The sequence below is a fragment of the Embleya sp. NPDC127516 genome, assembly GCF_044765325.1.
GTDB lineage: Bacteria > Actinomycetota > Actinomycetes > Streptomycetales > Streptomycetaceae > Embleya.
This window is the reverse complement of record NZ_JBIWJT010000014.1, coordinates 191,644-206,185: the sequence shown is the minus strand read 5'-3', so window position 1 is coordinate 206,185 and position 14,542 is coordinate 191,644. Positions and strand designations below refer to the sequence as shown.

General features: G+C 71.5%; 11 protein-coding genes. 6 read left to right on the top strand and 5 right to left on the bottom strand.

The window, feature by feature from the left end:
- Positions 1–465: 465 nt before the first annotated feature.
- The 3 genes from ACIRL2_RS27295 (at position 466) to ACIRL2_RS27285 (ending at position 4,198) form a co-directional block, all read left to right on the top strand.
- Positions 466–822 (top strand): hypothetical protein, encoded by a 357-nt coding sequence (locus ACIRL2_RS27295; protein WP_402235227.1) that lies wholly within the window; start codon positions 466–468, stop codon positions 820–822.
- A gap of 227 nt (positions 823–1,049) precedes the next feature.
- On the top strand, positions 1,050–2,519 hold the full coding sequence (locus ACIRL2_RS27290; RefSeq protein WP_402235224.1) for a hypothetical protein: 1,470 nt from the start codon (positions 1,050–1,052) through the stop codon (positions 2,517–2,519).
- Positions 2,520–3,142: 623 nt separating this feature from the next.
- Entirely contained in the window at positions 3,143–4,198 is a 1,056-nt protein-coding gene (locus ACIRL2_RS27285; RefSeq protein ID WP_402235221.1) for an RNA polymerase sigma factor, read from the top strand.
- A 9-nt stretch (positions 4,199–4,207) separates the two neighbouring features.
- Here ACIRL2_RS27285 and ACIRL2_RS27280 read toward each other — a convergent pair whose 3' ends face one another.
- The 4 genes from ACIRL2_RS27280 to ACIRL2_RS27265 all read right to left on the bottom strand — a co-directional run bounded on the left by ACIRL2_RS27280 (position 4,208) and on the right by ACIRL2_RS27265 (position 8,139).
- Positions 4,208–4,363, bottom strand: coding sequence for a hypothetical protein (locus ACIRL2_RS27280; protein ID WP_402235219.1), 156 nt, complete (start codon positions 4,361–4,363; stop codon positions 4,208–4,210).
- An 11-nt stretch (positions 4,364–4,374) separates the two neighbouring features.
- Entirely contained in the window at positions 4,375–4,518 is a 144-nt protein-coding gene (locus ACIRL2_RS27275; RefSeq protein WP_402235216.1) for a hypothetical protein, read from the bottom strand.
- Between the two features lie 498 nt (positions 4,519–5,016).
- Positions 5,017–5,934, bottom strand: a complete 918-nt coding sequence (locus ACIRL2_RS27270; protein WP_395861438.1) for an esterase/lipase family protein — start codon at positions 5,932–5,934, stop codon at positions 5,017–5,019.
- Between the two features lie 747 nt (positions 5,935–6,681).
- Positions 6,682–8,139 carry an MFS transporter gene (locus ACIRL2_RS27265; RefSeq protein ID WP_402235212.1) on the bottom strand — a complete coding sequence of 486 codons (1,458 nt, stop codon included), beginning with the start codon at positions 8,137–8,139 and terminating at the stop codon, positions 6,682–6,684.
- Positions 8,140–8,353: 214 nt separating this feature from the next.
- Between ACIRL2_RS27265 and ACIRL2_RS27260 the strand changes: the two genes are divergently transcribed.
- The 3 genes from ACIRL2_RS27260 to ACIRL2_RS27250 all read left to right on the top strand — a co-directional run bounded on the left by ACIRL2_RS27260 (position 8,354) and on the right by ACIRL2_RS27250 (position 12,828).
- Complete coding sequence (locus tag ACIRL2_RS27260; protein WP_402235210.1) at positions 8,354–9,280, top strand: helix-turn-helix domain-containing protein; 927 nt, start codon at positions 8,354–8,356, stop codon at positions 9,278–9,280.
- 474 nt (positions 9,281–9,754) lie between these two features.
- Positions 9,755–11,248, top strand: a complete 1,494-nt coding sequence (locus tag ACIRL2_RS27255; RefSeq protein ID WP_395861441.1) for an APC family permease — start codon at positions 9,755–9,757, stop codon at positions 11,246–11,248.
- On the top strand, positions 11,248–12,828 hold the full coding sequence (locus ACIRL2_RS27250; protein ID WP_402235207.1) for a serine hydrolase domain-containing protein: 1,581 nt from the start codon (positions 11,248–11,250) through the stop codon (positions 12,826–12,828). Before ACIRL2_RS27255 ends, ACIRL2_RS27250 begins: the two co-directional genes overlap by 1 nt.
- Here ACIRL2_RS27250 and ACIRL2_RS27245 read toward each other — a convergent pair.
- Positions 12,813–14,429: a helix-turn-helix domain-containing protein gene (locus ACIRL2_RS27245; protein WP_402235204.1), complete on the bottom strand. Its 1,617-nt coding sequence runs from the start codon at positions 14,427–14,429 to the stop codon at positions 12,813–12,815. The two genes, ACIRL2_RS27250 and ACIRL2_RS27245, sit on opposite strands and share 16 nt — an antisense overlap.
- Between the last annotated feature and the right edge of the window lie 113 nt (positions 14,430–14,542).

Sequence of the window (14,542 nt, the reverse complement as noted above, 5' to 3'; positions counted from 1 at the left end):
CGACGCCCGACGCTCGAACGAATGCCTTGCGACGCCCGACACTCGGACGAGTACCTCGCAATGCCCGACACCTGGACGAACACCTCGCGACGCCCGACGCGAACCGCGGCCACCGCGTCGGGCGCCCCGCGTCCGCCCGGTCACGACGGGTCGCGGTCTTTGCCACCGGCGACCCTCGACGGAGGCTGCGGGCTGTCGGACACACCGCCCACCTCCCCGAACGCCGGGCAACGCGCGGCGGGCGGATCGCGCCTCGGCCCATGTTTCCGCCGGCGGCGGTGTCCGCGAGATGGACGACGCCGACGTAGGCCCGGTCGTGCTGCCCCGCCACCGTCACACGCCGGTGTGGGGCGCACCCGGAAGCGTCGGGTCCGCAGGAAGCCCGCAGGAACGCGTCTCGGGCCGCGATAGGCGCCCAGGTTCACTCGGGGCGGGCAGGCGTTCGCGAGTGGGCTCGCCGCGGCTGTGATCTTGCCGCTGCCCGGTGCCGTGCCGACCTCGACGGCCGCGCGTGGCCGCGCGTATCGGGAGCTTCTCGGCGACGGTGTCGAGGCGGACGCCCATGTGAGCCGGGCCAGGGACGTCGTCGCACGCCACCGCGCGCGTCGAACGCCCCCGCACGTTGCGGGAATCGCCGTACCCGGCGGCGGAGCCCGGGCCCGCGACGAGGCGATGATCCTCGATGCCCACGATCACCACCGGGCGCAGACGATTCGAGGCCGCTCGAAATTCGGCGTGGCCGAGGCGTCGCGGATGGGCCAGGGGTGGCTTGATGGGGCCGTTGGCCTGCGGATCCCCCGAAACGCAGCCGAGGTACCGTAGTTCTACGGATTCCGGCGCGCGAGCCGCTCGTTAACGTCCTACATCGAAGGGCACGCGCCGTCGGGAACCGACATGGCTCCGCACGGCACGTGGCCCCCGGCCCGCCCGCGGCAACTCCATGTCCACGCACCGCCGAGCGCGACCCCGCTCGGGTCGGGCAAGTGTTGGACAAAGCCCCGCGGCCCGCCAGGTTCCCGTACTCGGGCGGACGCCCACGATGTTCGAAAGTGAGGCCTCCGCCAGTGGTGGACTCGGCACGCGACGCTTCTCCCACCGAGCCTGCTGTCTTCGACGCTCGTACCCGACTCGTTGCGGCCAAGATCGAACATGCTTGGGGCAGCAGCGTCGGCGAGAAGAGCTACGGTGCCCCCGACGAGGTGGCCGAGCGTCTCTATGACGCGCTCTACTTTCCCGACCGAGTGCGGGCGGGCATCGGGGAGCGGCTCCCCGAGGGGGCGCCGGTCCCCGTACTGCGCGAGACGACACAGGCCGCTCTCGAAGCCCCGCTGGACATGGGCCCGGCCCCGGACCGCGACCGGTTCGTCCGAACGGTGTCCGACACCATCGTCCGGGGCGTCCCCGTTGCGCAGGCCCTCCTGCCGCATGCCCGGGAGCAGTTGGCAGAACTGATCCGACGCGGTGTGGAGGTCCTGGCCTGGTCCGCGGGCGAGCCGAAGCACCAGCATCACAAGCTCGGCGACATCGGGATGGTCGATCCCCGCATCGCGCCGACCGTGGTTCCGCCCGTCGAGGTCAGCCGCGATTTCGGTGAGCCTCTGTACGTGGGCACCGCGATCGCCCCGGACAAGACGGTGCCCGAGAACATGCAAAAGGTGGAGGACGCCGCGGGGAACCGTCACATGGTCGTCGTCGACGACCGGACGAGGAACCTCATCGCGTTCCAGCGGCGGTTTCCCAACGCAACCGCTTTGTGGGTCCAGTACGGCGCCCACGCGCAGAAGTCCGTGGCGAAACTCGAACGCGGTGAGGAACCCGAGCTCGCCCGGGCGATCGAACAGGGAACGATCGTTGTGGTCGCCGAGATCGGCGACCTCGTCCCCACCATCGAACGCCTCCAGCGGGAAGGCCGACTTCCCGGGGACAAAGACCTGTTGCTGGCCACGGACGTGGACGACACGCTGCTCGACAACGACCTGCGACGCGATCTCCAGCACGTCGCCACCCGGAAGGCCCTGGAGTCCCGGGGCTGGGTCGCCGCGCCGTCCCACGACGGGCCCCGATCCGAGCCGACGACGGTTGTGCGGCCGACCCGCAATCCCTGGCTCGGTCTGAACGCCCCCTCGCCCGCCCCGTCGGCCGAGGAACACAGGTCCGCCGAGGAACACAGGTCCGCCGAGGCACCCAAGGCCGCCGAGGTACCCAAGGCACCCGAGGCACCCAAGGCACCCGAGGCCGCGAAGGCGACCGACGCCCGTCCCATGGGTGGCGAGGAAGTGATCGCCGCTCCCGTGCGCAACCGGTCGACGGCCCTGGACGCGGAATCGGCGGGGACGTCGGCTCAAGCTCCCGCCGCACTGGCCGCAACCGCATTCCTCCCGCTCTCGTCGCTGGCCGGCCCAGGGCAGGGATCGGCCCGTGAGGTCAATGTCGGGATTCCGAGGCAGATGACGGCCATCCGGCACGTCGCCGCGCACCAGGACAAGGGCATCGACCTCAAAGCCCAACGCTCGCTTTGACCTTGACTCTGTCGGTGATCCTGGATGGGCGAGGTCGGATGTCAAGAGTCCGCCAGGACTTCGACAGTGGGATTTCGTGCTGGTCCAGCGCCACCAACCTTCCCCGCCCGGGTGGGCCACGCGAGGACGAAGGCCCGCACCCCGCAGCCGGCCTGACGAAGATTGTCCGCGTTTATGGGATCCGTCATTGGCTCGAGCAGAGTTGCAAGCAGATGAAGGACGAACTCGGCAGGGCCGACTTCCAGGTCCGCTCCGACCCGGTGATCCGTCGCCATCGGACTCTGGTGAACTGCGCGTTCTCGTTCTGTTGGGAGGTCCGGTTCACCGAACGGGGGTCGAGGAACGCCCCGGCGCCGCAGCCCCGCGACGACGCCGGAGAAGGAAACGCCGGAGAAGGAGGGGGACCCGAACCGCCCCGCCGCCCCCAGTGCCGTGGCGGGCCCGGGTGATCCGGGTCGTCCGCGCCTGGATGACCCCCTGGACCGTGCTGCGACGCTCCCGGCGTGCCTGGTCGAAACGCGGCGTAGCCCGACCTTGCAGTTCCATGACTATCGTGCGGTGGCGCAGACTCAGCCAGTCGGCCGAAACCGGGAACCCTCAGGTCCGCGCGGACAGAGCATGGTGTGGACCAAGACCAACTCAGACCCCGAATACGCGCAGGCGACCCGGAAGCGTTCGCCGCGCTGTTCGACGCCCATGCCAGGGTCATACACCGGCACGCCGCCCGCGTCACGGGTGATCCCTCCCTCGCCGACGACATCGTCTCGCTCACCTTCCTGGAGGCCTGGCGGCTGCGCGCCAAGGTCGCCCCCGAAGGCGAAAGCCTGCGCCCCTGGCTGTTCGGGATCGCCGTCAGCGTCCTGCGCAACAGCGCCCGCGCGGCCCGCCGCTATCAGGCGGCCCTGGCCCGGATCCCGGCCTGCGAGTCGGTCCCCGATCTTGCCGACGAGGTCGTCGAACGATCGGCCGACGCCGAGGAGTTGGCCGCCGCGCACCGTGCGCCGGCGCGCCTGCGGCGGCCCGAACGCGAGGCATTCACTCTCGTCGTCTGGGCGGGACTCGACTACGCCGCGGCGGCCGAAGCCCTGGGCGTACCGATCGGCACACTGCGCTCGCGGCTGTCCCGCGCCCGCCGCAAGCTGCGCGACCTGATGGCGGAGGAGACGCAACCGTCCCCACCGCGCGGACAGCCAAGGGCCGACCGCCTTCCGGCGGTTCGGCGGAAAGGGAGAAGACGTCGTGAAGTCCGACCACACCGAGCACATCGACCAGGGTCCGCTCCGCGCACCGGTGGTCGCCGACCTGACCGACGAGCGGCACCGGCAGCTGCGGACCCATTTCCTGCATCACCTCGCCGAGGTCGCGAACCCTGTGGCGAGTCCGCGCCCGAACGCTCGGCGCCGTTTCGGCTACGTCCTCGCGCCCCTGGTCGCCGCAGCCGTGCTCGTCGGCGCGGGCGTGGTCTCCAGAGGGTTCGACCACGATCGGCCGACCACGCCGGCCGCCGCGCCGCCGCTGATCGTGCCGATTCTTCCCGGATCGCGCTCCGAGGCCGCGGCGGTGCTCGAACGCCTCGCGGTCGCGGCCGGCCGGGAGGCGACGAACCCGCCGGGCACCGGTCGATTCGCGTCGAACCAGTCCCACAGCAGGATCTTCAGGCCCTTGAGGATCGGGCGTAGGAACCACGTTCAGCACAGGATCCGGATCCCCTTGCCGATCAGCTTGAGCAGTTCCCACAGCAGTCGCAGCGGGACCACGACGATCACGGCGATGATCCGGGCCGGCCAGCGGATCACCGCGTACAGGCGGCCTTCATCCGGCTCTCGCGACTTGGTGGTGGTCACCGTTCCGGTCCTCAATCGCTCTCCCTGGCCGGGAGCCGGGTGAGGGCGTACCAGGAGACCACCACGGTTGCCGCGTACGGGGCCGGGTTCCACCATCGCCGGATGTTGCCCAGACGGACGGTGGGCCACGCGCAAGCGGCCGGCGCGATGCCCACGGAGAGCGTGTTCGCGGCCCCGGACAGGAGGCACCAGGCCCTGCACCCGCCGCCGTCGGTGCGGGAACCGGGCGGCCTCGACTACATCGTGCACGAACTCTTCGACCGCGAGGAGGCGTTCGTCCCAGGCGACGTCGCCCACGCCGGCCCACCCTCCGGCGCGGCACGGGCCGGTCTCTCTGGTCGGTCGGCTTTCCCAACGCGCCGGCGTGTCACGTTTTGCACCCTATCGCCGGCAGTACAACCCCGACGGGGGTGTCGTCCCGGTCACCACCGGGACGACACCCCCCGTCACGCTCTCCGGTGAACTGGGCCCAGCCGCCCCGCAACCTGCGCGTTCAGTGGCGGCACAACAGCCAGACCGGCTTCCGTGATGTCTGCCCAACCGCCCCCGTTCAATAGGCGCCCTCGGTGCGGGCACCTCAGGGCAGTGGTGCGCCGTCGGCCATGGCGACGGGACGGACGTCGACGGTTACCGTCGCGGCGAACCGGGCCGGTTCACCACCGGCTGTGCCAGTACAGCGCGTTCATCGTCACTCGTAAGGGCGCGGCACCATCCCGTTGGCTTCCCCAGGCGCCACCGTTGTTGGTGTATCGGAGTGGGAACGCGCCGGCCCGGCGGACCGTACGCAGTTGGCTGTGGTCAAGGTCCGCTCGCTCCGAGTACCGCACAAGATGCTGCGCCCCGACGTCGGTGGGGGCACCATTCCCCGCGCTGACGGAGAAGTCGGCATTCGAGCCGACAAGAGTCCAGTCCGTTCCCCCCTGCGCCTGGTGGAGCTTCGGCCCGAGCCAACTCCGGAAGGCTCCGCGCGGGTAGTACATCTCCCGGCATTGCAGGTTGGCGAGGCAGCCGGCGCCCATCCAAGCAACCTTGTGCGGAGTGCCCAGGGTGACGACATCCTCCACGTACAGCGTGTCCGGCCAGGTGGGGTCGCCCTTCGCGTATCCAGCCAGCGCGGCACGGATGATGAGCCCTCCCATGGAATGCCCGACGAGGTCGACGGTCTGCCCCTTGACGGAGTACATGTCGTGGATCTTCCACGCCAGCCCGCGCCCCAGATCCTTCAGGGACGTGTCGACGGTGCCCTTCCCTTCCGGGTCGATGCGAACGTCGCACTCCGGATCGTCTTCTTCGTAGAAGCCGACACGGTGTAACGGGCCCTCCCAGCCCGACCTGTTGAACAGCGTGGCCGCGGAGTTCCACTTACTGCCGCACGCGTCGCCGGGCGTGTACCCCTTGACGAAGAAGACGGGACGCTGCGTGCTGTCCTTGCGTGTAGGCGGTCCGGCCTCGATCGCGGCCTGGTCGGATGTAGTTGCATCGAAACGGTCGAGAGCGGTCGCCGTAGTGGTCGTAGCGAACATGAAGGTGGCGCTCAGTATGAGCGTCGCGAAGGACGAGCGGATTCTCATGCGCACTCCTTTCGGGTATCGGACAGCGTGCCGAGCGCGAGCACCGCACCGAGAGTCGCAGTCACCCGGGCGTGCGCATTCGCCTGAAGGGCTGCTCCCTGTCGGTTCGGGTAGGGAATCTCTGAGCTCCCGCCGGGATTCGCCGAACCATCGCGCAGACACATGTTTGTTGACCGGTGGTCGGATCCGGCGCAGCGGCATCGCCTGTCCCGGGCCGTCGAAGTGCTTGACGCGTTCGGGGCGGGATCCTTGCGCGTCCGGCGGGACTGCTCACAGCTTGCTGATTTCGCGTCAGCCGGGTCAATGGCACGCGGCCGTCCCGGACTGTCCCGGACTGTTCGGGACAGCCGGGTCAAGGCACTGGCTGTCCCGGAACTCGGCCGGCCGGCACCGCGGAACGCGTCTCGTCCGGAAGGTCGGGGACGTCCACGCCCGCGGCCGGCCGAGGTGCGGTGGGCGCGGCGCTCGCCTGGACCGTGCCTGGTCGAGGACCCGGTGCCGGACGCGTTGCGTGCGGTCCCGGAGGAGACGGTCACCGGGGAACTCGATCGACTCGTGTCGTCGATCCCGTGGTTGCAGGCCATGGACGCCGCCGGGTGGCCCCGCTTCCTGGAGCGGATATTGCTCCCCCCAGGATCCGGCTGGGGCGTCGTGGCGGTCCGGACTCCACCCCGGATGCGCCGTCGGACACGGTCCACGCCAACGCCCTTGTCCTGCCCGGAAATCCGACGAACGGTCAGCCCGGCCTCAGCGGTCGCCGGACCGCTCGGGCCGACGCCCGTTCGCCGCGCGCCGGAGACCGATCCGGGCCGCCACCGGAACGGCGACCAGGGCCAGTACGGCCGCCGCCGTCGCGTAGGCGGCGTGGTGGCCGATCGGCCCGGGATCGCCGTGCGCGGTGGGACCGACCGCGCCGGCGATCGCGGCCAGGACGGTGGGACCCACGCCGCTGCCGATCTGAAGGGCGGTCACGGTCACCGCCGATGCCGTGCCGTGCGCGGCCGGCGGCACGTCGCGCAGACCCGTCGTGGTGATCGCCGGAAACGCCAAGCCCTGACCGATCCCGCTCACCACGAGTCCGACCGCGACCGGCCCCCAGTACGGCGTATCGGCTCCGGCCAGGCACCACAGCAGCACTCCGCCGGCGGTGAGCAGCACCCCTGTCACCAGCACCGGTCCGGCACCGAATCTGGGGAGCAACCGGCCGGAGAGCAGCGCCGCGCCTGCCACCGCGATACTGACCGGCAACACCGCGAGCCCGCACTGCGCCGGACTCAGCCCGCGTACCTGCTGGAGGTAGAGCGGCAGCAGGAACAACGATCCGGTGACGCAGAAGTAGAACGCCGCCGCCACGATCGCCGCCGTCCGCACTCCGCTCGAGCGCAGCAGCCCCCGATCCAGCAGCACCGCGCCGGGGTCTCGGTCGCGACCCCGCCGCCACCACACCGCGGTGGCCATCGCGGCGGCCACGAACACAGCGCCCGCGAGCGCACGTACGCCGGGTCGTGCGGCCAGGTCGGCGCTCAGCACGAGCAGCACGATCGCCCCGACCAGGGCCGACGAGCCCACCGGGTCCGGACGCCGCGCGCGACCGGCAGTACCCGCCGGCAACCGGCGCCACGCCGCCACCGCGGTCGCACCGGCCACCACCACCTGGAGCACGAACACCCAACGCCAGCCGACCGCGCTGGTGACCACGCCGCCCAGCACCAGGCCCACCCCGTAGCAGCCCGCCTGGGCGGACGCGAACACGCCGTACGCGCGCGACCGTGCCGGCCCGCTCGGATACACATCGGCCACCAGCGCGGTCGCCGCCGGCATCGTGATCGCGGCTCCCGCACCCTGCACCACCCGACCGACCGCGACCAGCCAGAACGCGGGTGCGACGAGCGCGAGCAGCGCGCCACAGGTCAGCGTCAGCAGGCCGGCCATCAACACCCGCCGGCGCCGGAAGCGATCCGCCAGCGCGCCACCGCACAGCAGCAGCCCGGCGAACGCCAGCGCGTACCCGGTCACCGCCCAGGACAGGTTCTGCGCGGACGTGCCCAGGTCGGCCCCCATGCTGGGCAGCGCGCTGTTGAGCACCGCCACACTGCCCGCGTCCAGACCGGCTGCCGCGCTCAGGACGACCAGGGATGCCCGGGACGGCGATCCGGGAAGTGCAGCGGCCGGCGCGGACGCAGGCTCGAAGGCGGGTGCAGGCATGGCGAACTCCGTGCTGGACGTGGATGGCGACCTCGCACCGGTCCGAGACGGACCGATCGCGAACGATGCGCGGCGCCCGGTCCGAACCGGGCCACCGCCCGGGCACCACTCTCGGCCGGAGCAGACCGCCGGACCAGATACCGCCCGAGGCCGGCCCTCGCAGGGCCACCCCCGGGGATGTCCTTGCCGGGAGCCGCGACCGATACTGGAGGACATGGCGCCACCCGTACCGTCCGTACCGCCGTCCCGGACGACACCCCCGACCGGGACCGCACCGCGGGAGCGGGCCGCCGAGACCGATCCGGCCGCGCCGCTGCCGGACCTGGCGCACTTCCTGCGCTCGCGGCGCGCGCGTCGCACCCCGGAGAGCGTCGGACTGGCGCGCACCGGTACCCGGCGACTGAGCGGACTGCGGCGGGCCGAGGTCGCCGCGCTGGCCGGGATCAGCCCCGAGTACTACACCCGCCTGGAACAGGGCCGCCAACGCCGACCCTCGACCGAGGTGTTGGACGCGCTGGCCCGGGCGCTGCACCTGGACGAGGACGCCCGCCGGCATCTGCATCGCCTCGCCGCCGGCCCGCCCCGGCCGCTCACCGAAGCGGTCGAGCCGCCACTGGTGCCCGCGGCGACCCGCCGTCTGCTGGACGCGCTGGCGGAGTGGCCCGCCTACGTGGTCAGCCCGGTCCGGGACATCCTCGCCTGGAATGCCGCGGCCTCCTGGTTGATCACCGATTTCGCCGAACTCCCGGCCGAGCAGCGCAACTTCGCATGGTTCGCGTTCCGCGATCCGCGCGCACGGCGGCTGTACGCGGACTGGCCGGCGGTGGCGCGCGGCAACGCTCATCGTCTGCGCGACGCGGTCGCGGACAACCCGCATGACCCGCGCGGCAGCCGGCTGGTGGCCGAACTGACCACGCACGGCGACCGGTTCGTCGAGTTCTGGGGGGAGCACGAGGTGCGCGGACCGACCACTGGGCACAAGGAACTGCACCACCCCGCGGCCGGCCCGCTGAGCCTGGACTACACCGTGTACGTGTTGCCCGGCCCGCACGCCTTGGAACTGGTGGTGATGACCGCCGCCGAGGACTCCCCCACCCACCGTGCGCTGCGGCACGCGGCACACGGCAGGGCGGTGCGTTGACCGGGCTCAGCGGAAAGGCTCCCCGACACGGCGCGTTCGAGACCCGCGGTGACGACGGGGACCGATGCCGATACCGGAGAACCGCCTCCCCCGCCGAAAGCCGGCTCTCCTCGACCCTCGCATACGAGCAATTCGACCACGGAAGCCATGCGGCCTGATTGGTCGGCCGCGCCTGCCCCTCGGCGCCGACGGGGCGGCCACGTACCGGGTCCGGGTCCACGCGCACGGAAGGGACCTGGAATACGACGGCAGAGCCGGCGACCCGGCGGGAGAGCGCTACCTCGTCCAACTGTGGGCAACGGCCCACGCCCCTGATCGCGTCGTGCGTCTCATCGACCGTTCGGCGTGGATCAGCCCGGCGTTGATGGCAGCCACAACCGACCGGCCGCGGCTTTGGCGCGCACGACAAGGACGGCCCCGGTGACGCCCCCATACGTTGTGCCGACCAAGCGCGGACGGAGAGTGGAGCCCAGGATGACCGAACTGACCCCGTCGGAAATCACGCGGAAGGCGCCCGGCGCGGGCAGACGCACGATCGGCGTGCTGCCGCTGGTCGGAATCTTCTTCTTCACGGTGTCGGGAGGGCCCTTCGGGCTCGAAGCCTCACTCTCCGGTGCCGGCCCGGGCCTGACCCTGCTGATGATCGTCCTGGTACCGGTGGTCTTCGGCGTGCCGAACGCGCTGGTGGCAGCGGAGTTGAGTGCCGCGATACCGGTCGACGGCGGCTACTACTACTGGACGAAGATCGCGCTCGGCAGAGGTGCGGCATTCGTGTTCGGGGCCTGGAATTCGATCGGGTCGGTGCTGAACCTCGCCCTCTACCCGATCCTGCTGGTCGACTACCTGGCCACCTGGGTCCCGGACATCGCCCGCGGGAAGGGGCTGGTGATCGTGGACCTGTTCCACGGCGGTTTCGTCGTGGACCTGCACTGGATCGTCACCGTCGCCCTCATCGTCCCGATGGCGTACCTGAACTACCGCGGCTCCAAGGCGGTGAGCGAGTACTCGGTCGGGATGATGCTGCTGGTCCTCGCACCGTTCGCGGTGCTGACGGTCCTCGGCATCTGGCATGCGGTCGGCAACGGGATCAACGTGCTCTCGCCCTTCACGACGCCGGGGCAGAGCGTCCACTCGTCGGTGGCCGCCGCGCTCAGCGTGATCGTGTGGCTCTACCTCGGCTTCGACGGCCCGAGCACCGTGCTGGGCGAGGTCGCCGACGCGCACCGGACCTACACCCGGGCCCTGGCCATCTCGGTTCCGCTGATCATCACCGGCTACCTGCTGCCCACCCTCGCCGCCATCGGCAGCGGGCTGCACCAGGGCTCGCCCGCCGACTGGGTCCAGGGCGACTTCGTCGTGGTCGGCGACGCCCTGGGCGGAACCTGGCTGAAGGTGCTGATCTCCCTGGGATCGGCGCTCTCCCTGGTGGGGCTGTTCATGGCGATCCTGCTGACGAGCACCCGGGTCCCGCGGGCGCTCGCCGCGGACGCGTACCTGCCGCGCTGGATGGCCCGGGACAGCAGACGATTCAACACGCCGGTGGGTGCGCTGTTGGCGAGCACCACCGTCGTCATCGTGCTTTCCGCCGTCGACTTCAGCTCGATCCTGCGGGCCACGGTGCTGCTCACCCTGGCCTCGATCCTGCTGGAATTCGTGGCCTTCCTGGTCCTGCGCTGGAGATATCCGCAGATGCTCCGGCCGGTTCGGGTCCCCGGCGGCCGGTTCGGCGCGGTCCTGGTCGTCATGCTGCCCACAGCGATGATCGTGTACCTGGCGTGGAGTACGGCGGTCGAAGAGGCCGCGACGTTCGGCACGAGTGTCGCGGTGTCGCTGCTGGCCGTGCTGCTGTACCCGCTGTGCCGACGGTTCGTCAAAGGCGACCGGCCGGACGCGGAGATCGACTTCTCCCAGGTCGAGCTGGGTCCGGACCGGTTCGCGGGGTTCCGTTCACGGAAGGCGGGCGTCTGATGGATGTGCAACGGGTGATCTCCGGGCTTGCGGAGCGGTTGCGGACCTGCCGGCCGGTGCCGGGAATCGCGATCAGCGTCGTCGATGGGACCGGCGAGTCCGCGTTCGTCAGCGCAGGTTTCGCGAACGCGGAGTCCGGGGCGCCGGTCTCCCGTCGCACGCGGTTCGAGATCGGTTCCATCAGCAAGACCTTCACCGCCTTCCTGCTCGGCATCCTGGCGGACGAGGGGAAGGTGGACCTCGACGCGGCGGTCGCCGACCACCTGCCCTGGTTCGCCCCGAACGGCGGCTCCCGCGCGATCACCGTCCGGCACCTTCTGCAGCACACCTCCGGCCTGGTGGCCGGGGCCGACGCGCTGCCCGATGCCGCCGCACGTGGCTACGCGCTGCGTGATGCGAGGACCTGGGCCGAACCGGGTGAGCTGTTCCACTACTCCAACGAGGGCTACAACCTGCTGGGGTTGATCGTCGAGCAGGTGACGGAGGAATCGCTGGCGGACGCCATGGCCGGACGGCTGCTGCGGCCCCTGGGCATGCGCGACTCGGCGGCGCGGATCACACACGAGGACATCGCCGAACTCGCCACCGGGTACCGGTTCCTGCGCGACGACCGGCCGCCGCTGCCGTCGGCCCCGCTCGCGCCGGCCGGCTTCTTCGAGTATTCGGCGGCCGATGGGAACGTGCTGGCAACCGCTTCCGACCTGGGCCTGTTCGCCCGCATGCTGCTGGGCCGGGGCACCCTGGACGGCACCCGGATCATCGGGCCGGAGAGTTTCCGACAGATCGTCACCGTGCCCGCCGACGCGGTCGGTTGCGGCTACGCGCTCGGCGTGGACGTGGAAGTGATCGACGGCCGCACCTGGCTGACGCACGCCGGGGGGATGGTCGGATACCGCTCGTACCTCGCCGTCGACACCGACGGCGGGCACGGTGTCGCCGTGCTGACCAACGCACCCGGCGAGTGCCAGATCATCGACCGCTTCGCCCGCCATGTGCTCGCCGTCGTCCAGGGAGCCCCGGCGGACCCGGCGCTGTTCGACCCGGAGCGGATCCCCGACGCCCAGCGCTATGTCGGGATCCACGGAACGACGCCGCGTCGGATCCGCGTCGAGGCCACGGGGGACGACCGTCTCTCGCTCATCTCGGACGAGGTGACCGGCAGGCTGTACGACGCGGGGGACGGGCGGCTGGTGTGCGATCACCCGGGATGGTCCGCCTACCACCACTCTCTGGACGGACGCTGGCTCTACGGACCCGAGTCACTGGGCCCCAGCCACTCCGCGCCGACCGCTCCTCCGCACGCACTCGCAGGTCACTACCGGAGCTACACCCCCTGGTATCCCAGCTTCGGCATCGTGCAGCGGGCGGGACGATTGCACATGATCGCCGCGACCGGCGTGGAAGCGCCGTGCGACGAACCGGAACTCGTCCCGCTCGACGACGGGACGTTCCGCGTCGGAGCCGACCCCCGGCTGCCGGAGCGCCTGACGCCCGGCCCCGCCCTGGACGGCGCGGTGCTCTGGGTCGACCTGGACGGGTGCCGCTACACGCGCTCGTTCCGGGATCAGCCGGAGCCCTGAGAAGCGCCCGTCCGCAGTTCGCGCACCCGGAGTTGGAGGTGCGCGAGCAGCATGGCGTCGGCATCGGCGAAGTCCAGCCCGGAGACCTCGCGGATACGGCGCAGCCGGTAGCGCATGGTGTTGGGGTGTATGTGCAGGGCCTCCGCCGCGGTGTCGGTGGCTCCCGCGGCGGCGAGGTAGGCGGCCAGGGTCGCCGCCAGCGGACCGTCCGGGCCCTCTTCCCGGCGCAGCCGGCGCAGCGCTCCGCCGGCGTCCGGCAGGCCGAGCGCCTCGGTCGCGTCGGCGAGGTGCAGCAGCAACACCGCCAGCGCCATGTCCTCCACGGCGCGCACGGCCGGTCCGCGGACGGCCGGGTGCCGCAGCGCCCGCAGCGCGGCGTCCGCCTGCGCCCGCACGGCGGCGATCCTGCCCATCGATTCGGCCGGGCCGCCGACGGCGACCACGTAGTCGCCGGCCAGTGGGGTCCGCGCGAGGAAGTCGCGGGCCAGGGCGACGGCCGACTCCAGGGCCGTGGCGTGTCCCGCAGGCCAGGCGGCCAGTACGTACACCACTCCGGTGCCCGCCACCAGGGCTGAACGGGGGTGCACGGCCGCCAGGAAGTACTCCAGCGTGTCCGCGAACCGGCGCAGCCCGGCGGCGTCCAGCGCGTCGGAGCCCGTGCTCCCGGCCGGTCGCGGGGCCGCGGCCAGGACGCAGACCGGGCCGGAGCCCAGCTGCAGCCGGCTCGCCTCCACCGGGTCGGCCGCCCCGCCGAGTACCGCGGCGGCCAACTCGCCGCGCTGGCGGCGGGCATAGCTGGTCTCCGTGCGCAGGCCGACCAGCTGCAGGGCGACCACGGGCGCGAATTCGCGCAGCCGGGCGGTGGCCGCCTCGTCGAGCGGCCCGGTGACGGCGGCCCAGATGTAGCCGACGACGTCCGAACCGGCCCGGACCGCGATCGCCAGCCTTGCCAGTTGATCCGCCCCGGTCGCCTCCATGTACACCGGTTCGGTGCCGGCATGGAGCCGCTCGAACTCCTGACGCTCGCGCTGTTCGGCGAGCGTCCGCTGGTGCACGGCCCGTCCCAGGATGGTCTCGATCCGCTCGGAGTCGGTCCGGTCCTGCCCCTCCGACCAGGCGACCAGCGCGGAGAAGCGGTCCTCGATGGTGACCGGGGCGCCGACGGCCTCGTAGACCGCGTTCGCCAGGGCGAACAGCTCCGCGCCGCTGCCGGCGGAGCGCACGCGCGTCCTCGCGTACTCGAGCAGCTGCTCACGGACGGTCGTCGCCACGTGCATCCAGGACGCGTCCCGGTTGACCTCGATGATCGCCGGCTTGGCGTCGGCCGACGGCGGCACCGGGGCCTTCACCGCCAGCACCTCCGCGCCGGCCTGCCGCATGGCCGCGGTCAACTCACGCAGCTCGGCCTCCGTGGTCACGCCGACCCCGAGCACCACGCACCCGGGTCCGAGCTGTGCCGGCGCACCCGGGGCATGGATGGCGATGTCGGTGAGCGGCCCGCCGCTGCCGGTCCCCTCCTGGACCAGGCGCAGCAGCGCCGGGCCGATGTTGTCCACGAGCTGACGGACGGGCAGGTGGCCCCGAGCGCCGGACTCCCGCATGGTGCACCCCCGACTCGATGGACTGTTGTGGGCGTCAAGATTGGGCGACCTGCATTGACGATGTCAACGATGATCCGCCGTGACCGAAGCGGGAGCATGGCAGGAGAGCGGGA